Genomic DNA, 21,280 nt, shown 5'->3' on the forward strand with positions numbered 1-21,280 from the left:
CTTTTATCCTTCAAGATACTTTCATTCATTTATTGCTATTGTATTCTTGCAGGATATACATAAAATATTACTCCAGTATTTCGGTTACTCTCAATTCAGACCTCTTCAGGAAGAAATTATTTCCTGTGTTTTGAACGGAAAGGATACTCTAGCCTTGCTTCCTACAGGAGGTGGGAAATCACTCTGTTTTCAGGTGCCAGGACTTGCTATGGATGGCCTTTGCATAGTTGTTTCCCCTCTGATTGCTTTAATGAAAGATCAAGTGGAAAGACTCAGGGAAAAAGGGATAGCTGCATTTTCAATTCACTCCGGATTGTCTTTTAATGAAATAGATGTTATACTGGATAGGTGTGTATATGATCAGGTAAAATTTTTATACCTTGCTCCTGAAAGGTTGTCATCAGAAATGCTCATCCAAAGGGTGAAGAAAATGAAAGTAAACCTCCTTGCTGTGGACGAGGCGCATTGCATCTCTCAATGGGGATATGACTTTCGACCTTCCTATCTCGAAATTGCTACATTTAGACACGTCATCGGTGATTCAGTTCCAATAATGGCATTAACAGCTACCTCAACTCCTGGAGTAACTCAGGATATTCAGGATAAGCTGGAGTTTAAAAAGCCGAACGTAATCTCAAGGTCTTTTAAAAGAGATAATCTTTCTTTCTCTTGCTTTAAGGAAGAAAATAAGGAAAGAAAGATTTTGCAGATTCTGAAAAATGTACCGGGAACTGCTATAATCTATGTTCGAAACAGAAAGAAAACAGAAGCCTTGGCTGTGTTTCTAAATAGGAATAAAATCTCCGCATCTTTTTACCATGCCGGCCTGGACTATTCTACAAGATCAAAGAATCAGGACTTGTGGATCAATAATAAAGTAAGAGTTATGGTCGCTACCAATGCCTTTGGTATGGGAATCGATAAACCAGATGTAAGGACAGTCGTTCACTATGACTTTCCTGAAAATCCGGAAAATTATTACCAGGAGGCTGGAAGGGCAGGAAGGGATGGCAAAAGATGTTATGCGGTTCTTTTGTTCAATGATAAAGATGTTGAAGAGCTTGAAGCAAAGGTTGAAAGTAATTTTCCAAGCGCAGAAATTATTAAAAGGGTTTATCAGGCTTTGGCTAACTTCTATAAACTTGCAGTAGGCTCATCTCAATTTATAAGTTTTGATTTTGATATCGAGGCGTTTATTAAGACTTATAAATTGCCTAAAATTCAAACCTATTATGCCTTGAAAAGGCTGGAGCAGGAAGGTATGATTCAGATGAATGAAGCTTATTATAACCCTTCCAAAGTTTTTATTTCTACTGATAAAACAAGACTTTACGAATATCAGCTGCGTAATCCTGAAGATGATGTTTTTATCAAGTCTATTTTAAGAATTTATGGAGGAGAGGTATTTTCTAATTATGTAAATATCAGGGAAACAGAAATTGCTAATTACATTCAAAAATCTCAAACCGATGTAACAAGAAAACTTAGCTTTTTGGATCAAAAGGGTTTGTTAGTTTATGAAAAGCAAAAAGATAAACCTCAGATAGAATTTGTAATGCCAAGAATGGATGCCTCAGTATTACCTTTAGATTATAAAGATCTTGCTAAACGAAAGGAACTTTATAAGGCAAAGGTAGATGCAATGGTGGGGTATGCTACGAATTCAAATAAATGTAGGAGTTTAATGCTGCTGGAATATTTTGGGGAAGAAAATGGTGAAAAGTGTGGTTTGTGCGATGTATGTCTGAAAGAAAAAAAAGAAGACGCCAAAGATCATCTTGAAGTCGAACTTTCAGGGAAAATTATAGAAAAGTTAAAGGTAGATTCTTTATTCCCTGAAGATCTCGTGTTTTCATTTAGTTCTACCGAGAAAGAGGAGGTGCTTAAAGTTATGAGACGCCTCATTGATTCGGGTTGGGTGATTTATCTTGAAGATGGCAGGCTCTCTCTGGCAAAAGATATATAATTTAAAAGTTATTTCGAAAATATGAAAATAGTACTTCTGGATGCGGATACTCTTGGAGAGGTGTCAGCAATTGACGATTTGAAAAAGCTTGGGGATTTTGTAAAATACGGATTTACCAAACAGGATGAAGTCATCAATCGCTTATCTGGTGCTGATGTAGCTATTACGAATAAAGTGGTTTTGTCTAAAGAAATTTTGTCCCAGCTGCCTGATTTAAAACTGATTTGTGTAGCAGCAACAGGTACAGATAATATAGATATTGCTTTTGCATCTGAAAAGGGGATTCCGGTAAAAAATGTCAAAGGGTATTCAACTGACAGTGTTGCGCAGCATACATTCTCATTGCTACTTCACCTGGTAGATAAACTTGAACATTATAATAATTATGTCCTCAGTGGGGGATATTGTAAAAGCGCAATTTTCACTTCTCTGGCCCGTCCATACTGGGAGATTAAGGGAAAAGTTTTTGGAATTATCGGACTAGGCGCTATTGGAAAAAGGGTTGCAGCTATAGCAACGGCTTTTGGGTCAAAAGTAATTTACTATTCTACCTCGGGAGTGCATGATGATCCCGATTTTAAAAGAGTTGATTTGGAGGAATTATTAAAACAGAGTGATGTAATATCTATTCATTCTCCTTTGAATGAGAAGACTCGTGGGCTGATTGGTGAGAAAGAATTTAAACTGATGAAAGAAAATGCAATCCTGATAAATGTTGGTAGGGGAGGAATAGTTAATGAAAATGCACTTATTGAAGCCTTGAATGATAATAGGATCGCAGGTGCTGGTATAGATGTTTTTGAGAAAGAACCAATGGTTGCTTCCAGTCCTATTCTGAAAATTAAAAACAAAGAGGGTCTTGTTGTAACTCCTCATATTGCTTGGGCAAGTATTGAAGCAAGAGGTAGATTGGTAGAGGGGATTATTAGTAATATTAATGAGTGGAAAGCTAAATGCTGAAATTAAAAGTGATTCATTGCATGGTAACTGTTCTTTTCAGATCATGGTTTTAACAAGAAAAACATTAAAGGACAATATAAAAAAAAGAGACTGATTTTTCAGTCTCTTTTTTTATTGATTATGTTTAATAAGGGCTTATTGAAGAGCTGCAACACCTGGAAGAACTTTTCCTTCCATGTATTCAAGAAGTGCACCACCACCAGTAGAAACATAAGATACATCATCTCCGAAACCAAGGTTGTTGATTGCAGCAGCTGAATCACCACCTCCGATAAGAGAGAATCCACCTTTTTTAGTAGCATTCACAACTGCTTTAGCAACAGCTACAGTTCCTTTTTCGAAACTTGGCATTTCGAAAACTCCCATAGGGCCATTCCAAAGTAAAGTTTTAGATTTGTCGATTACCTCAGAGAAGCTTCTTTGAGATTCAGGTCCGATATCAAGTCCCATCCAGCCATCAGGAATGTTTCTGTTAGGGGCTATTTGGGTAGCAGCATTGTTGTCAAATTTATCAGCAACTACAGTATCAATTGGAAGGATTAGATTTACTCCTTTGTTTTTTGCTTTCTCAATCAGAGATTTTGCTAATTCAACTTTGTCAGCTTCAAGTAGAGAGGTTCCGATATTTCCACCAAGAGCTTTTGCGAAAGTATATGACATTCCACCACCGATGATAAGATTGTCCACTTTGTCAAGAAGTCTTTCGATAATAAGGATTTTATCAGAAATTTTTGCACCACCCATGATTGCAGTAAAAGGCTTATCCGCTTTCTCTAGGATTTTGTTTGCATTGTCAAGTTCTGCCTGCATTACATATCCGCAAACTCTGTCATTGAAGAATTTAGCGATAATCGCAGTAGAAGCATGGGCTCTATGAGCAGTTCCGAAAGCATCATTTACATACACATTTCCAAGTTTGGAAAGTTTTTGAGCAAATGCTTCGTCTCCTTTTTCTTCTTCTTTATAGAATCTTAGGTTTTCAAGTAAAAGGATTTCACCGGCCTTTAAATTTGCAGCAAGTTTTTCAGCATCATCACCAATACAGTCTGTTGCAAATTTAACTGTAATGTTAAAGGTTTTATTAAGGTAAGCCAGAAGATGTTTCAAAGAGTATTTTTCTTCATATCCACCTTTTGGCCTTCCTAGGTGAGACATAAGGATAACACTTCCTCCGTCTTTAAGAATTTTGTTTACTGTCGGAATTACAGCTTTAAGACGGGTGTCGTCAGTAATTTCGTATTTATCGTTTAAGGGCACATTGAAATCAACCCTAACCAAGGCTTTTTTACCTGAAAAATTAAAGGTGTCTACAGTTTTCATATCGCAAATTTTAAGGAGGCCAATATTAAAGAAATCTTGGTAAAATAAAAAAGGTGATATTGAATTATCACCTTTTTTTAATATTAGAAATTAAATTTCAATTATTCTGCATGAAGCCATGCTTTTTTAGCTAGTAGAGTCTCTTCCTCCTCCACATTATCTGGATCAGGAACGCAACAATCTACAGGACAAACCGCTGCGCATTGAGGTTCTTCATGAAATCCCATACACTCGGTACATTTGTTTGCAACAATATAGTAAAACTCATCAGAAACAGGTTCTTGAGGGCTTTTTGCGTCCATCGAAGACCCATCTTCAAGTTCAATCTCACTTAATTTAGTGCCTCCTGAGTAATTCCACTGTACACCGCCCTCATAAATTGCTGTATTAGGGCATTCCGGCTCACAAGCTCCACAGTTTATACACTCATCGGTAATCATTATAGCCATGACGTACTCCTTCTTTATTAAATAATTTAAATGGTTTAAAAAGTGTTTTAAGCAACAAAATTAAGCACAATTTGATTCTCAATCAATATAAATCCTAATTTTGCAGAAATACTACATTTCTACAATTCAATTTTAATGGAGACGGGACTTTCCAAAAGGGCAGATGCTTTTGTGGCATTGGGAAAATATTTAAATAATTTATCTGATAATGAGTTAGATACATGGGCCAGGCAGGCAGAAAATAACAATAGTTGGTTTACGAATGCTAATGTTAAGCATGCATTAAATGGAATCATAGCTTTATTGGATGAAAAAAAACTCAGGCAATGGATTGAGGGATATTCATCTGCCTACAAATCCAAAAATGTAGGGGTCGTGATGGCAGGAAATATTCCTGCTGCCGGTTTTCATGATTTTTTATGTGTCCTTTTAACCGGACATCATTTTTATGGGAAATTAGCAGCTACGGATAATGTTCTCCTTCGGAAAATTGCCGCATTATTAATAGAAATTGAACCTGCATTTGCAGATAAAATTTCTTTTCAGGATATGCTTAAAAATATGGATGCATATATTGCTTCAGGAAGTGATAATTCTGCCAAATATTTTAAAGCATATTTTTCCAAAGTACCTCATATCGTTAGGAGAAACAGATCTTCGGTGGCAATCTTAAATGGGGAAGAAGGAGAGGGTGAGTTAAAACTTTTATCAGAAGATATCTTCACTTATTTCGGATTGGGGTGCAGAAATGTATCAAAACTGTTTGTTCCTAAGGGATATAATTTTGATACTTTCTACAGAAATATGAACAAGTTCGAGGGGATACTAAATTTTCATAAATATGCCAATAATTATGATTATCAGAAATCAATTTTCCTGTTAAACAAGGTAGATCATTTGGACAATGGCTTCCTGATGTTAAAAAGGGATGAGCAAATTGTATCGCCTATATCGGTTGTATATTTTGAGGAGTACGAAGATCTTGCGGCCTTACAGTCTAAATTATCATCTAATCAGGAAAAAATTCAGGTTGTATTGTCAGCTAATGGCTGGTACTCGGATTCGGTTGCCTTCGGAAGTGCTCAATGTCCTGCACCATGGGATTACGCTGATAATATTGATACCATGAAATTTTTGATGGAGTTATAAATAAAAAAGCCCCCCGACCAAGGTCGGGGGGCTTTTTTATTATCTGATAATTTCAATCCAACCTTTATATGCTTTGCCATTTGGTAAAAGCAGGTCGTAGAAATAAACTCCATCCGGTTGATCTTCTCCATCCCAACTGTTATCATAGTTGTCACTTGCAAAGACCCTGCTACCCCATCTGTTATGAACATAGAATTTAGATCCGTATGGTATTGACATGATTTCGAATCTATCGTTTTTACCATCTCCATTCGGTGTAAACATATTTGGAATAAAGAATCCGGATCCAACTACTACTTCTTTTTCTAGTTTACAGCCGTTTCCGTCCTTGATATAAATTTTATATTCTCCAGGAGCAAGGTTACTATAGCTGTTCAATGTTGAATCTGCTAATACATAGGTTGAATATACAAGGTCATCATTACTAATTAAATAGAATGGTGTACCTCCCTGTATGTCATAAACATATATAGTGCCTGAGTTGATTTCTCTTGAACTCTTGATCACAAATGTTTCAGCAGTGATAGGCTCTGGCTCATTGATGATAATATTAGAATTGTAGATAGTATCATAATCAGTTCCATTGAATAGGTAATAGCCACCGATAGGGAATGGTACATCGCAATCCCCATTCTTAATACCCATTGAATAAATACCTGCACCTAAATCAGGGATAACATTTTTCGTAGTCGTATCAATATTGTATAGATAATAAGTAATATATGGTTGTCCAGGTCGTTGTAGCGAATCAATGTAGATCTCTCCTTTCTTTTCATTGAAACAAGGTACATCTTTGGTTCTTATATATGGCATTGGTCCGATACGAATTAAGGTTGTATCAGCATAGGCAACACAATTATTGGCGTCTTTAATTTTAAAGCGGTATGTATTTACAAAAAGATTGCTGAATACATTTTTGGTTTCATATGTATTAGTGTCTATAGCATACAAATATGGTGTACTACCGCCAACCCCGTTTATAGTCACGCTACCTTCATTTGAACAGGTAATTTGTTTTACATCACTCATGATAATCCTAATCTGCTCCGGCTCTGGAATTTCAAACGGATAAGATACCGGACATTGATCATCTTTATTAGAGATCACAAGTGTAGATTTTCCTCCTGACAGGTTATCAAATTCACCAGTATTGTTCTTTGTACCATTTAATGTGAAAATATATGGTTGAAGACCTCCGGTTATGTTTGATAGTTTGATAGAACCATTCTCATCACCAAAACACTTAACCCCGGTAATTTCTTCCACTATTTTCGAAATATTAATAGTATCTGGAGCTGTAACTTTGGCTGATAAAGAATCCGCACAACCATTCTTGTCGATTACTTTTACAAAATAATCATTTTGAGAAAGGTTTGTGAAAACAGGAGCAGTGCCGTAAGTACCATTGTTTATAGAATATTTAAAGCCTCCATTTCCTCCTGCAACTTCCAAATGTATTTCTCCATTATTTGAATTTGCACAAGGCTTGATCGTCATGATGGTATCAATGCCCAGAACAAGTTTCTGAGGCTCTTTAATTTCTACAGGGTAGTCGTCGTATGGACAACCTGTAACATCATAGATTGAAACTGCATAAATACCTTTTTTCAATCCGGTAAAAGTAGAACTTTGCTGATAGATACCTCCATCAAGAGCAAACAAATATTGTCCGGATCCTCCTTTAAAATTAGCAAGAGAAATAATACCATCAGATTTACCAAAGCAAGATACATCTTTGGATAAGTTGTCAATAATAAGTTTTTCTATGGATATTTTTACTGAGTCAACTTTACTTTCGCATATATTATCCTTCACAACAATCTTGATTAATGTATCAGAATAGATTGGTCTTGAAAACATATTGGATTTTTGGAAGGTTTTTCCTCCATCAAACGAATAACCAATATAAACTTCCGGAATTGTAATCGTAACTGTTTTAGATTTACAGATAGGATTTGGATTCACAACAGGAGTAAGCTGCATCGGAAGAGGCTCGTTTATTTCGAACATATCCTTATAGGTACAGTTTTTAGCATCTTTAAAGGTTACAAAATAAATACCTGCTGGTAGATCATAGTTGTTTGGTCCAGTCAATGTGCTTGGCGTCCATTCGTAATTTGAATATGGTCCTGTTCCACCTGAAATATTCAGATGTAATTCTATCTGTCCGTCTGATTTTCCATTACATGAAACGTCTTTTACAGCACTTGCATGATCAACAATCAGGGTGTCAGGTTGAGTAATAATAAAGGTAGTATCTTTGCGACATGAATTCTGGTCAGTGATTTTTACATCATAAGTTCCAGGTGTTAGATTACTCAACTTAGCATCAGTATCTAATGTACTCCATAAATAACTGTATGCCGGAGTACCTCCGGTTGGAGTCATTTCAATGGATCCATTACTGCCTTTGTAGCACTGAACATTAGTCACAATTGACTTAGCATGAAGTGGAGCTGGTTCATTGATAGTAAAGCTTAAAGTTTCACTACATCCACCGGCGTCAGTAATTTTTACACTATGAGCACCTTTACCTAAATTCTGAATATTGTTTGCTGTCTCTCCGGAATCCCACAGATAACTATAAGGTGATGATCCTCCGGAAGTAACATTTACATTAATACTACCATCGCTTGAACCATTACAAGTAATGTTTGTTTTGACAGTGTCATATGTAAATCCATCTGGTTCTTCGATTACAAAATTGGAGTCTAAAGTACACCCGTTTGCATCAGTTACCGTTAGTTTATAGGTTCCTTTACCAAGATTAGAGATTCCCTGAGTTGTTACGTTCTCTGGCCATAGATAAGTATATGGAGCTGTACCTCCAGTTACGGAAGTAATAGTTATGGTACCATTTGTACTTCCTTTACAAACAGGTTCGCTGATATTAGCAGTAATGGCTAAAGGTGTTGGCTGATTTACAATGAAGTCCTGTGACTGATAATTACATCCTTTGTCATCACTGAATTTTACCTTGTAAGTTCCAGCCTTTACATCAATTAGCTCTTGTGTCGTTGCCCCATTTGACCATTCAAAATTTGAATAAGGTGCTACTCCACCTGATATTGTCAATTCAATTTTTCCATCACTCCCTCCATAGCATTTTACATTAGTTATTGTTGGTGTTATGGAAATAGTTACTGAATGATTAACTGTAAAATTAAAGGTTCCAGAACATCCTTTGCTATCTGTTACAATTACTGAATAAGGTCCAGCCATAAGGCCTGTTCGGTCTTGAGTAGTTGTGCCATTGTCTAGCCACTCAAAGCTATAAGGTGCTGTTCCTCCATTGATAATAAGGCTTATGCTTCCGTCATTGCCGGTGCAAGATTCATCTGTTATTGTTGATTCTGCTGAAATAGGAGCGGGGTCATCTACAATTATTGTAAATGATTGAGTACAAGCAGAATTGTCCATAATGGTTAATCCATATGTATTGGCGTATAATCCATTTATATCCTTAGTTGTCTCTCCTGAGTCCCAGAAGAAGCTGTATGGACCGGTTCCTCCAGAAACTGAAGTGATTTGAATTGCCCCATCATTACCTCCAACACAAGTTGGTTTGGTTACATTGGTATCAATGGTCATTGGTATCGGAGCGTTAATGGTGAAACCAATGGTATCTGAACAACCATTTGCGTCAGAAATAATTACTGAATAATTACCTGATGCAAGGTTAGTTACATTTTGACTAACGGCACCATTAGACCAGTTGAAAGCATAAGGAGCAACTCCTCCTGACACTGAATTAATATTAATTTTTCCATTATCTAAGACATCACAGGTTTCATTTGTAGAACTGCTGTCTATTACAAAAGGAGCTGGCTGAGTAAGGGTGAAAGTAGAGTCTTTTTTACATCCTTTAGAATCAGTCACAGTAACCGTGTAAGTTCCAGCAGCCAGGTTTGTGTTATTCTGAGTAGAAGCAGTTCCATTCAAAGCATAAGAGAAAGGAGCCGTTCCCCCGGAAACAGAAGTTACATTAATAGATCCGGTAGCCGCGCCGTTACAGTTAGGATTAGTAACAGTAGCAGTCATTGCCATAGGAGCTGGCTGAGTAATATTGAATGTAGAATCTTTCGAACAACCACTTCCATCAGTTATTTTTACCAGATAGCTTCCCCCTCCAAGTGATGTTCTATTCTGAGAAGTTGAACCATTATCTGGCCATAAGAAACTATAAGGAGTAGTTCCTCCGTTGACACTTAAGTTAATGGATCCACTATTTGTCGAACATATAGGATTGATAACTACAGCAGTAACAGAAAAAGGAATTGGCTTAATTATAGTGAATAATGTATCTTTTTCGCAACCACTTGCATCCTTAATTTTTACTGAATAAGTTCCTGCTGCCAAGCCAGTGCGGTTTTGAGAAGTTATCAAATCATTCCAAAGGAAAGTATAAGGAGTTGTACCGCCTGAAACATTAAGGGTGATTGCGCCATTATTAACGGTACAAGAAGTATTTGTTATAATAGCTACAACTGAGTATGCTGCAGGGTTGGTAATATTAAAAGAGGTATCTTTCTCACATCCGTTTACATCTCTTATTTTAAGGCTGTAATTTCCTGTACCTAATCCAGTACGGTTTTGAGTAGTGACTCCGTCGCCCCATGTAAATGTATAAGGAGCTGTACCGCCGGAAACTGCATTAATATTTATTGCACCATTAGCTAAACCGCAACTTGCATTGATTACGGTTGCAATCAATGATATAGCTACAGGAGAATTAATAGTAAAGGTGGAATCTATTTGACACCCATTGGCATCAGTAATTTCTATAGTATAGGTACCAGCGATCAGGCCAGTACGATCCTGAGTGGCTGGACCGCTAACCCATGAATATAAATAAGGAGCTGTACCGCCAGTTACAGAAGTAATATCTATGCTTCCATTAGGCATTCCGCAGGTTGAATTTGTAGCAACAGCAGTTAAAGCTAATGGAGTTGGTTGTGTTATAGTAAAGAATGTATCTAACTCACAACTATTATTGTCTTTGATCTTAACATTGTAGGTTCCTGGTGCAAGATTAGTTCTGTTCTGGCTTGTTGATCCATTATCTGGCCAATTGAAAGTATATGGAGCTGTTCCTCCTGATACTGATAAGCTAATAGAACCGTCAGCATCTCCATTACAATTGATATTGTTTAAAACAGCTATAACCGACAATGGTGTCGGTTCAATTATATTAAATGTTGTGTCTTTGTTACAATTATTTGCGTCTTTAATATGAACCGTATATATACCGGCTTTTAAATTTGTTCGATTTGAACTCGTTATAGAGACATCATCGTCCCAATGAAAGCTATATGGTGGAGTAGCCCCAGAGACAGAAAGATTTATACTTCCATTATTTCCTCCGTTGCATGTTGTATTTGTAGAAGAACCTGATAGTACAAAATTATTTGGTGAACCTACTGTATACGAAGCTGTTTTTTCACAGTTATTAGCATCTGTAACTTTAACAGAATATATTCCGCTTCCAATTCCGGTAAGATTTTGGTTTGTAGTAAGGTTGCTCCATGAATAAGAATAAGGAGGGGTACCTCCTGTTACATTTAAATTAATAATACCATCACTTCCTCCTGAACATTTGGGTGGAGTTACGTTTCCACTTAAAGTAATATCAAGAGGAGTTGTTAATAGTATGGGTTGAGAACATAAAACTTCTCCTGGAATACTTATAAGGAGTATGTAATTTGCAGCAATAAGATTAGTGAAAGAACACGTTTTAGAAGTTGTCACTATCGATGTTCCCAAAGGAGCGAGTCCTCCATATAAAATATATGTATAATTATTAGAGAAAGTCGTTCCATTGATCTGGACATCTACTTGTCCTGTACTGGAACCAAAACAATCGATATTTTTTTGTGTAACTGTATATGTGATTCCAGATAAGTTTAGAACACATTGAGCATACGTATGAGTGTTTGCCCATATAAGCAAAAAAAGTAAAATACAGCTGCAGGCTATTTTTTTAAATGTCTCCATCGGTCGTCTCAATTTTCAGATGAAATTGTAACTGATTGCTGTATCATTTTCTTTGAGTTGTCAACTATTATGAAAATGAAAGATCCTGGGAGAAGTTTTTTTAACTCAAGTTTTCCAGTACTTTCCTTTCTTTGGTATGCTGATGTCTGACTGTGTATATCAATAGTATACGGTGCTTCACCTCCCGTAATATTCAACAGAATATAACCATCCTTAGCATCTTTAGAAGATGCATCTTTTGTTTTTACAGAGACGGATAAGTCCGCTTGGTCTTTAGAAACTTCCTGAGCACAAGCCTCATTAAAGCAGGCAAATGCACTGGATAGTGTAAAAATCATGTAAAAATAAAAGCGTAACATGTTTAGAGTATGTCTAAGATTTAGTGTGTTTATTTCTCTCTTTTACGCTACTGATTAATATAGGGTTTGCTTTTTTAGCACTTTTGGGGGGATTGTTTGTAACTTTTAATTTTACGGGTGGAATATAAAACTGGATAATAATTCGTTAGAGAGGGTATTTAAAATTTAATGGATTTTTCAATAATTAATTACTCTATGTTTATATAAGGGTTTTTTGGTATTATTCTTTTTGTAAATTTGTCTCAACAGGGGGATAGAATATGAAACTGCCCCCAAATATTATTACAATTCATGCAGACTGGTAAAGAATAAAGGTGGCCGTACCAGCGTCTGTTTTATAAATCTGCCTTTAACGTTGAAAATACTTCTATTATGAACACTTATAAGGATTACATCAAGGAGATCGAAGAAAGAAAAGGTCAAGGACTTCATCCGAAGCCGATTGATGGTGCAGAATTGTTAAGCGAAATTATTGCACAGATCAAAGATTCAGATAACGCGTATCGGGAAGATTCTCTTAAATTCTTTATTTACAATGTTTTACCAGGGACTACGAGTGCTGCTGGTGTGAAAGCTAAGTTCTTAAAGGAGATTATTCTTGGTAAATCCGTAGTAAAAGAAATTACGCCTGCTTTTGCTTTTGAACTATTATCCCATATGAAAGGTGGACCTTCAATTGAAGTTCTATTAGATCTGGCCTTGGGTAATGATGAGTCGATTGCGAAAGAAGCTGCAACCGTTCTGAAGACACAGGTTTTTCTATATGAGGCGGACACAGACCGTCTAAAAGAGGCATTCAAAAGCGGTAACAAAATCGCTAAAGAGATTATTGACAGTTACGCAAAGGCTGAATTCTTCACTAAGCTACCAGACGTACCAGAAGAAATTAAGGTAGTTACTTACATTGCTGGTGAAGGTGATATTTCGACTGACTTACTTTCTCCGGGTAATCAGGCTCACTCACGTTCAGACCGTGAACTTCATGGTAAATGTATGATTTCTCCTGAGGCACAAGAAGAAATTAAGGCATTGCAAGCAAACCACCCTGACAAGAGTGTGATGTTGATTGCTGAGAAGGGTACTATGGGAGTAGGTTCATCAAGGATGTCAGGTGTAAACAACGTGGCCCTATGGACAGGTAAGCAAGCAAGCCCATACGTTCCATTTGTTAACATTGCTCCGATTGTTGGAGGTACAAACGGTATTTCTCCGATTTTCCTCACAACTGTTGATGTTACTGGTGGTATTGGAATTGACCTTAAAAACTGGGTGAAAAAGCTGGACGCAAACGGCAAGCCTGTCCTCAATGAAAACGGAGAGCCGGTTCTTGAGCAAGCATACTCTGTAGCTACTGGCACTGTCCTTACGATTAACACGAAAAAGAAGAAACTTTATAAAGGTGACCAAGAATTGATTGACATTTCTAAGGCATTCACTCCTCAGAAGGTTGAATTTATAAAGGCAGGTGGTTCATACGCTATTGTATTCGGTAAAAAGATTCAGACATTTGCCGCGAAAATGCTGGGTATTAGTATTCCTCCTGTATTTGCTCCATCAAAAGAGATTTCTAATGAAGGTCAAGGTCTTACAGCAGTTGAGAAAATATTCAATAGAAATGCTGTTGGTACGACTCCTGGGAAAATATTGCATGCTGGTTCAGATGTTCGTGTAACAGTTAATATCGTAGGTTCACAAGATACAACTGGTCTTATGACTGCTCAGGAATTGGAGTCTATGGCTGCTACAGTGATTTCACCGGTTGTTGATGGTGCATACCAGTCTGGCTGTCACACTGCTTCAGTATGGGATAAAAAAGCTCAGGCAAATATTCCAAAACTTATGAAATTCATGAACGATTTTGGGCTAATCACTGCTCGTGACCCGAAAGGCGTTTATCATTCAATGACTGATGTAATTCACAAGGTTCTTAACGATATCACAGTGGACGAGTGGGCTATCATCATCGGAGGTGACTCACATACAAGAATGTCTAAAGGCGTTGCTTTTGGTGCTGACTCAGGTACTGTTGCTCTTGCACTTGCTACTGGTGAAGCTTCAATGCCAATTCCTGAATCAGTAAAGGTGACATTCAAAGGAAATATGAAGGGGTATATGGATTTCCGTGATGTTGTTCATGCTACACAAGCTCAGATGCTTCAAAAGTTTGCCGGAGAGAACGTATTCCAAGGGAGAGTAATTGAAGTACACATCGGAACCCTTACTGCTGACCAGGCATTTACGTTTACTGACTGGACTGCAGAAATGAAAGCTAAAGCTTCTATTTGTATTTCGGAAGATAAGACTTTGATTGAATCACTAGAGATTGCTAAGAGTAGAATCAAGATCATGATCGACAAGGGCATGGATAACAAGAACCAAGTTCTTCAGGGATTGATTGATAAAGCTAATAAGAGAATCGCTGAGGTTAAATCGGGTGAGAAACCAGCCTTAACTCCGGATGCAAATGCTAAATATTATGCTGAAGTTGTAGTTGATCTTGATTTGATTGCAGAACCAATGATTGCTGACCCAGACGTTAATAACGCTGATGTTTCAAAACGTTATACTCACGACACAATCAGACCTTTATCTTTTTATGGAGGAGATAAAAAAGTTGATCTTGGATTTATAGGTTCATGTATGGTTCACAAGGGCGATATGAAAATCCTTGCTCAGATGCTTAAGAATATCGAAGCGCAAAAGGGCAAAGTTGAGTTCAAGGCACCACTTGTTGTAGCTCCACCTACTTATAACATTGTAGATGAATTGAAGGCTGAAGGAGACTGGGAAGTATTACAGAAATATTCAGGCTTCGAATTCGATGATAATGCCCCTAAATCTGCAGCACGTACTAAATACGAAAATATGTTGTATCTGGAGCGCCCAGGTTGTAACCTTTGTATGGGTAACCAGGAAAAAGCAGAAAAAGGAGATACGGTGATGGCAACTTCAACTCGTCTTTTCCAAGGAAGGGTAGTAGAAGATAGTGAAGGTAAAAAAGGAGAATCCTTGCTTTCATCTACACCGGTTGTAGTATTATCTACTGTTCTTGGTAGAACGCCTACAATCGATGAATATAAAGCTGCTGTACAAGGTATCAATCTGACTAAGTTTGCACCATCAAATAAGCAGCTAGTAAAGTAGTCATTAGTAATTAAATGATTTTAAGAATTGAAAAACCATCCTGTAAAACAGGATGGTTTTTTTATGTCACTTTCCTTCAAAATTTAGCAGTAAGATTGTTGTTTTTAACCGGCCTATTTTAGTATTTTAACTTTTAGTGTGTTCAATTGTTAACCCTATTAGATATACTTAAGTATTTATGGCTTTCGATTTTGAAATGATTAAAGCTGTTTACGCTCGTTTTGAAGAGCGTATTGAGACAGCAAAAAAAGTTGTCGGCAGACCACTTACACTGACAGAGAAAATTCTTTATTCTCACCTTTTTGATGGTAAAGCAAGTCAGTCTTATGAAAGGGGAAAATCTTACGTAGATTTTGCTCCAGACCGCGTAGCGATGCAGGATGCTACAGCTCAGATGGCATTGCTTCAATTTATGTCTGCGGGTAAAAAGAAAGTCGCGGTTCCTTCAACTGTTCACTGTGATCACTTGATCCAGGCTGAAATAGGTGCGCAGAAAGACCTTGAAACTGCTAATAAAGTAAATAAAGAAGTTTATGATTTCCTCGCTTCCGTTTCTAATAAATACGGTATCGGATTTTGGAAACCGGGTGCTGGTATCATTCACCAAGTTGTAATCGAAAATTATGCATTCCCTGGTGGAATGATGATTGGTACAGATTCTCACACTCCAAATGCTGGCGGTCTTGGTATGATAGCTATCGGAGTTGGTGGAGCAGATGCTGTGGATGTTATGGCAGGCATGCCATGGGAACTCAAATTTCCTAAATTAATTGGAGTTAAATTAACAGGAAAACTTAACGGTTGGACTTCGGCAAAAGACGTAATCCTTAAAGTTGCCGGTATTCTCACAGTAAGTGGTGGAACAGGTGCAATTCTTGAATATTTTGGTGAAGGTGCTGAAAGCTTAAGCTGTACAGGTAAAGGTACTATTTGTAATATGGGTGCTGAAATAGGAGCTACAACTTCTCTTTTTGCATATGATCAAAAAATGAAAGCATATCTTGAGGCTACAGGTAGAAAGGATATAGCTTCGGAAGCTGATAAAGTTGCGAAATATTTAAGAGCTGATGATGAAGTTTATCAAAATCCTTCGAAATTTTTTGATCAGTTAATTGAAATCAATCTTTCAGAGTTAGAACCACATGTGAACGGTCCTTTCACTCCTGATTTAGCATGGCCACTTTCTAAATTCTCAGAAGCTGTTAAAGAAAAAGGATGGCCTGCAAAATTAGAAGTAGGTTTGATAGGTAGCTGTACAAATTCTTCTTATGAAGATATTACAAGGGCAGCTTCAATTGCGAAACAGGCGGTTACTAAAAAATTGAAAGTTAAATCTGAGTATACTGTAACCCCTGGATCTGAATTGGTTAGATATACTACTGAAAGAGACGGACTACTTAAAGTATTTGAAGATATTGGGGGGGTTGTTCTGGCAAATGCTTGCGGTCCTTGCATTGGACAATGGGCAAGACATACCAACGATCCTAACAAGAAAAACTCTATTATTACTTCTTTTAATAGAAACTTTGCAAAAAGAAATGATGGAAACCCTAATACCCACGCATTTGTAGCATCGCCAGAGGTCGTTACAGCTCTTGCAATTGCAGGTGATCTTACCTTCAATCCATTAAAAGATAAGTTGAAAAATGAAAATGGTGAAGAGGTAATGCTTGACGAACCACAAGGTATTGAACTTCCAATTAAAGGTTTTGCAGTTGAAGATGCCGGTTATATTGCTCCAGCGACTGACGGAGATAAAGTTCAAGTAATTGTTGATCCAAAATCTGACCGTCTTCAACTTCTTGATCCATTCCCTGCATGGGAAGGAACCGACCTTAAAGGATTGAAACTTCTTATAAAAGCTAAAGGAAAGTGTACTACTGACCATATTTCTATGGCAGGTCCTTGGTTAAAATACAGAGGTCACTTAGATAATATTTCCAATAATATGCTTATTGGAGCGGTTAACTTTTATAATGAGGCAACCAATAAAGTCAAAAACCAGTTAACTGGTCAATTTGGCGAGGTTCCTGCAACAGCTAGAGCTTATAAAGCTAAAGGGATTGGTTCAATAGTAATAGGAGATAATAATTATGGTGAAGGTTCTTCTAGAGAGCATGCTGCAATGGAGCCACGTTTTCTTGGTGTTCGTGCAATACTTGTAAAATCTTTTGCAAGAATTCATGAGACAAACCTTAAAAAGCAAGGAATGCTAGGTTTAACTTTTGCGAATCCTTCAGATTATGATAAAGTCAGGGAAGATGATAATATCGATATTCTGGGATTAAAATCATTTACGCCGGGTGTCCCTTTGACAATTGTTTTAAATCATTCCGATGGTTCAAAAGAAGAGTTTAAAGTTAACCATACTTATAATGAGTCTCAAATAGAGTGGTTCAAAGCTGGTTCAGCTTTAAATTTAATTGGTTTGAAAGAAAAAAGTGGTAAATAAATTCTAAAGCGGAAGTAACTAAAAGAGGCCATCTTATTTGAATGGCCTCTTTTAATTTTTTAGTTGATTAAATGTAAAGGGCGAATTACTTCATTTTATTCCTTTTAATAAGATAATTTAGTAAGATCTGATCAAAGCCATTATTAATATCAGCTTTTATAAAATCAATTTTATACTGTCCTGCTTTTAGTTTTATATCTTCGAAATATTGTTTAGTAGCAGAAAGGTAAGCATCCTTAACTTGTGACGGATTGATTTTTACCTTTTGTCCTTTTTCAATATCAATAAACTCATACGGCCTCTCTTCAAAGTTAAATTCTTCTTCTGTTTTTGAATCAATTACATGGAAAAGTAAAACCTCGTGATTATTGTGCTTTAAATGTTGTAGAGCAGGGAAGATACTATCTTTATCTCCTCTGTTTTCTAACATATCACTGAATATTATTACCAAAGATCTTTTGTTAATTTTATCCGCTATCTGATGTATTACATTAGCCACTCCTGATTTTTTTTCACTATGATTTTCTTTCAGCAGGTTTTCCAATTGAAGGAAAATGGTATGAAGGTGGCTTGGGGTTGATTTTATTGGAGTAAGAATTTCTATGTCTTCAGAAAAGGTACAAAGGCCTACCGCGTCTCTTTGATTCTGGAGTAAATAAGCTAGGCAGGCTGCAGCCATCGTACTAAAAGTAATTTTACCTAAGTTTTTTTCTGGATAAAACATTGAGGAAGAGGTGTCAATCAATAGAAGACATCTTAAATTGGTCTCTTCTTCATATCTTTTAGTATATAAACGGTCGGTTTTACCATAGACTTTCCAATCGATATGTCGGGTACTTTCTCCAGTATTATATAATCTATGTTCGGCGAACTCAACTGAAAAACCGTGATAAGGAGATTTGTGTAAACCAGTAATAAAGCCCTCAACCATCTGTTTGGCAAGGAACTCTATATTCCCGAATTGTCTTATCGCATTTAAATCTAAATTCATTAATTAATAACTTTTTAAAAATCCGGTGATTCCTTTTTTTTGAAGCAAAGCTATTTCAGCTTCTCCATTCTTTTTTTCATAAGGCCCTATAAGTATTCTATTAATAATAGTGTTTTTGACTTTAATAACTTCAATATAAATATTATTTGAATCAATTTTTTTCTGAAGTCTGTTAATTTCTTCTGATAAAACTTCGGAATCTTTAAATGCACCTGTTTGAATATAATATCCCTTCAATTTAGTTTCATTGAAGTTGAAATCGTATGTTCCTGGTGATGAAGGAATTGTTTTTGCAGTTTTATCTGGATCAGGTGTTTCAGCTAAAGAAGTTGTATCTTGAATAATTGAACTCTCATTCAATATCTCAATTTTTACTTTAGTTATACCTTTTTTGACAAAATTCAGTTCTTTAGCAGCACAATAAGAAAGATCAATTATTTTCCCCTTGCCATAAGGGCCTCTGTCATTGATGGTGACAATTACAGAACTATCGTTAGACAAGTTTGTTACTTTGACTTGAGTGTCAAAAGGGAGAGTTCTATGAGCAGCAGTAAATTTATGTTTGTTGTATTTATCTCCCGAAGCTGTTCTTCGCCCATGAAATTTGTCAGCATAATAGCTGGCCAATCCTTCTTCCGAAGAAGTAGTTTGGGCAAACACTACTACTTTCCAAGTGAAAAACAGAAAAAAGAAGATTCGTTTTTTCATACAGCGGTTATAACGATCTGTTCTGTTAAAAATATACAAAAAAATAATAATGTAATTTTTTTTGTAGAATTTCACTTTTTTTTTTGAAAGAAAAGGAAAGTTTTATATTTTTACTTGTAAGTAAACAAAATTATCCAAGGACTGTGGAAGAGAATAAGGATCAAGAAAAAGTAGAAATTTACTCTCAGAGAGTAAGAGCAGGGAAAAGAACGTATTTCTTTGACATTAAGTCAACACGTTCAAACGATTATTATCTTACGATCACTGAGAGTAAGAGGAGGTTTAAAGATGATGGGTATTTTTATGAGAAACATAAAATCTTCCTTTATAAAGAGGATTTTGACAAGTTTCTTGAAGCTTTAAAAGGTACCATTGACCATGTGAAAACCGAATTAATGCCTGATGTGGATTTCTCAAAATTTGAGGATAATGGAGAGAGAGACAGGGATGAGGAAGGTACTACGCCTTCAAGTGATGAATTAACTTGGGATTAAAATAAAGGCTAAAACGATATTTTAGCTCCTTAATTATAAATTAAGGAGCTTTTTTTGTTTTTGGAACCTCCAAAAATGCATTTTGTTTATATATTTGCAATAAAAATAAATTTAAGATGGGACTTCAGTGTGGTATTGTAGGATTACCCAATGTAGGGAAATCAACTTTGTTCAACGCACTTTCAAATGCTAAAGCAGAAGCGGCTAATTATCCTTTTTGCACAATTGAGCCAAATGTTGGGGTGATTACTGTCCCTGACGAACGTTTAATTACGTTGGAACAGCTTGTAAATCCGGAAAAGGTATTACCAACAGTAATAGAGTTTGTTGATATTGCCGGTTTGGTAAAAGGTGCAAGCAAAGGAGAGGGGTTAGGTAATAAATTTCTTGCGAATATCAGAGAAGTTGATGCTATTATTCATGTTGTTAGATGTTTTGAAGATGAAAACATTGTTCACGTGGGTGGTAAAGTGGATCCTATTTCTGATAAGGAAATTATAGATACAGAACTTCAACTTAAAGATCTTGAGTCTGTAGATAAGAAAATCCTTAAAGTAGAGAAAATGGCTAAAGCTGGTGATGCCAAAGCTAAAAAGGAACTAGCTATACTAAACCAGTTTAAACAGACTCTGGAGAGTGGGAAAAATGCAAGAAGTCTGCAGTTAAACAGTGAAGATGAGTTGGAAGCGGTGGCTGATTTACATTTGTTGACAATTAAACCTGTTATTTATGTTGCAAACGTAGATGAGGCATCTGTTATCAAGGGCAATAAATTTGTCGATACATTAAAAAATGGCGTAGCCGATGAAAATGCTCAGGTAATTATTGTTTGTGCGGCTATTGAATCTCAAATTGCTGAATTACAGGAAGCTGAAGAAAAGCAGATGTTCCTTCAAGAATATGGCCTTGATGAGTCGGGTTTGAATAAACTAATTAAAGCATCTTATAAATTACTCGATTTAATTACTTATTTTACAGCTGGTGTAAAAGAAGTGAGAGCTTGGACGATAAAGAGTGGTTGGAAAGCTCCTCAGGCAGCTGGTGTGATCCATTCTGATTTTGAAAAAGGATTTATTAAAGCTGAAGTAATTAAAATGTCTGATTACGAGAAGTTTAAAACAGAGTTGGCGTGTAAAGAAGCCGGTAAAATTTCAATTGAAGGAAAAGAATATGTAGTCGAAGACGGTGATATTATGCACTTCCGATTTAATGTTTAAAACAATTTTCCTTAACTTAGTGTTGTATCCAGGTAAAATAAAAAGTTTTTTATTAAACGATTTTTTAAAATTATTAA

Annotated in this window: 13 protein-coding genes; 7 read left to right on the plus strand and 6 right to left on the minus strand. The window is 36.4% G+C overall.

Going from position 1 to position 21,280, the window contains the following annotated elements; translation table 11 throughout:
- The first annotated feature begins 46 nt into the window (after nt 1-46).
- On the plus strand, nt 47-1,966 hold the full coding sequence (locus J7604_RS20800; RefSeq protein ID WP_293900209.1) for an ATP-dependent DNA helicase RecQ: 1,920 nt from the start codon (nt 47-49) through the stop codon (nt 1,964-1,966).
- 21 nt (nt 1,967-1,987) lie between these two features.
- Entirely contained in the window at nt 1,988-2,926 is a 939-nt protein-coding gene (locus J7604_RS20805) for a D-2-hydroxyacid dehydrogenase (RefSeq protein ID WP_293900212.1), read from the plus strand.
- Nucleotides 2,927-3,061: 135 nt separating this feature from the next.
- On the opposite strand, the gene pgk is transcribed toward J7604_RS20805, so the two are convergent.
- Together pgk and J7604_RS20815 are read right to left on the minus strand one after the other, a co-directional pair.
- Nucleotides 3,062-4,246 carry a phosphoglycerate kinase gene (gene pgk / locus J7604_RS20810; RefSeq protein ID WP_293900215.1) on the minus strand — a complete coding sequence of 395 codons (1,185 nt, stop codon included), beginning with the start codon at nt 4,244-4,246 and terminating at the stop codon, nt 3,062-3,064.
- Nucleotides 4,247-4,347: 101 nt separating this feature from the next.
- Entirely contained in the window at nt 4,348-4,695 is a 348-nt protein-coding gene (locus J7604_RS20815; RefSeq protein WP_293900218.1) for a 4Fe-4S dicluster domain-containing protein, read from the minus strand.
- A 135-nt stretch (nt 4,696-4,830) separates the two neighbouring features.
- Between J7604_RS20815 and J7604_RS20820 the strand changes: the two genes are divergently transcribed.
- Nucleotides 4,831-5,844, plus strand: a complete 1,014-nt coding sequence (locus tag J7604_RS20820) for an acyl-CoA reductase (RefSeq protein WP_293900221.1) — start codon at nt 4,831-4,833, stop codon at nt 5,842-5,844.
- A gap of 39 nt (nt 5,845-5,883) precedes the next feature.
- Here the strand turns inward: J7604_RS20820 and J7604_RS20825 are convergent, their stop codons facing one another.
- Nucleotides 5,884-11,838, minus strand: coding sequence for a gliding motility-associated C-terminal domain-containing protein (locus tag J7604_RS20825; protein ID WP_293900224.1), 5,955 nt, complete (start codon nt 11,836-11,838; stop codon nt 5,884-5,886).
- A gap of 8 nt (nt 11,839-11,846) precedes the next feature.
- Nucleotides 11,847-12,176: a hypothetical protein gene (locus J7604_RS20830; RefSeq protein ID WP_293900227.1), complete on the minus strand. Its 330-nt coding sequence runs from the start codon at nt 12,174-12,176 to the stop codon at nt 11,847-11,849.
- A 393-nt stretch (nt 12,177-12,569) separates the two neighbouring features.
- On the opposite strand from J7604_RS20830, the gene J7604_RS20835 reads away from it, so the two are divergent.
- Both J7604_RS20835 and J7604_RS20840 read left to right on the plus strand, forming a co-directional pair.
- On the plus strand, nt 12,570-15,341 hold the full coding sequence (locus J7604_RS20835; protein ID WP_293900230.1) for a bifunctional aconitate hydratase 2/2-methylisocitrate dehydratase: 2,772 nt from the start codon (nt 12,570-12,572) through the stop codon (nt 15,339-15,341).
- Nucleotides 15,342-15,519: 178 nt separating this feature from the next.
- Nucleotides 15,520-17,793, plus strand: coding sequence for an aconitate hydratase (locus J7604_RS20840; protein ID WP_293900233.1), 2,274 nt, complete (start codon nt 15,520-15,522; stop codon nt 17,791-17,793).
- 85 nt (nt 17,794-17,878) lie between these two features.
- On the opposite strand, the gene J7604_RS20845 is transcribed toward J7604_RS20840, so the two are convergent.
- The gene (locus J7604_RS20845) at nt 17,879-18,784 is read right to left on the minus strand and encodes a DUF58 domain-containing protein (RefSeq protein ID WP_293900236.1); all 906 of its coding nucleotides are present in this window, start codon (nt 18,782-18,784) and stop codon (nt 17,879-17,881) included.
- 3 nt (nt 18,785-18,787) lie between these two features.
- A complete protein-coding gene (locus tag J7604_RS20850) occupies nt 18,788-19,492 on the minus strand; it encodes a septal ring lytic transglycosylase RlpA family protein (protein WP_293900239.1) in 705 nt (234 codons plus the stop codon).
- Between the two features lie 143 nt (nt 19,493-19,635).
- On the opposite strand from J7604_RS20850, the gene J7604_RS20855 reads away from it, so the two are divergent.
- Together J7604_RS20855 and ychF are read left to right on the plus strand one after the other, a co-directional pair.
- A complete protein-coding gene (locus J7604_RS20855) occupies nt 19,636-19,986 on the plus strand; it encodes a DUF3276 family protein (RefSeq protein ID WP_293900422.1) in 351 nt (116 codons plus the stop codon).
- Between the two features lie 116 nt (nt 19,987-20,102).
- The gene (ychF, locus tag J7604_RS20860) at nt 20,103-21,203 is read left to right on the plus strand and encodes a redox-regulated ATPase YchF (protein ID WP_293900242.1); all 1,101 of its coding nucleotides are present in this window, start codon (nt 20,103-20,105) and stop codon (nt 21,201-21,203) included.
- Nucleotides 21,204-21,280: the final 77 nt, after the last annotated feature.

Source organism: Sporocytophaga sp. (assembly GCF_017745095.1).
Taxonomy (GTDB): domain Bacteria; phylum Bacteroidota; class Bacteroidia; order Cytophagales; family Cytophagaceae; genus Sporocytophaga.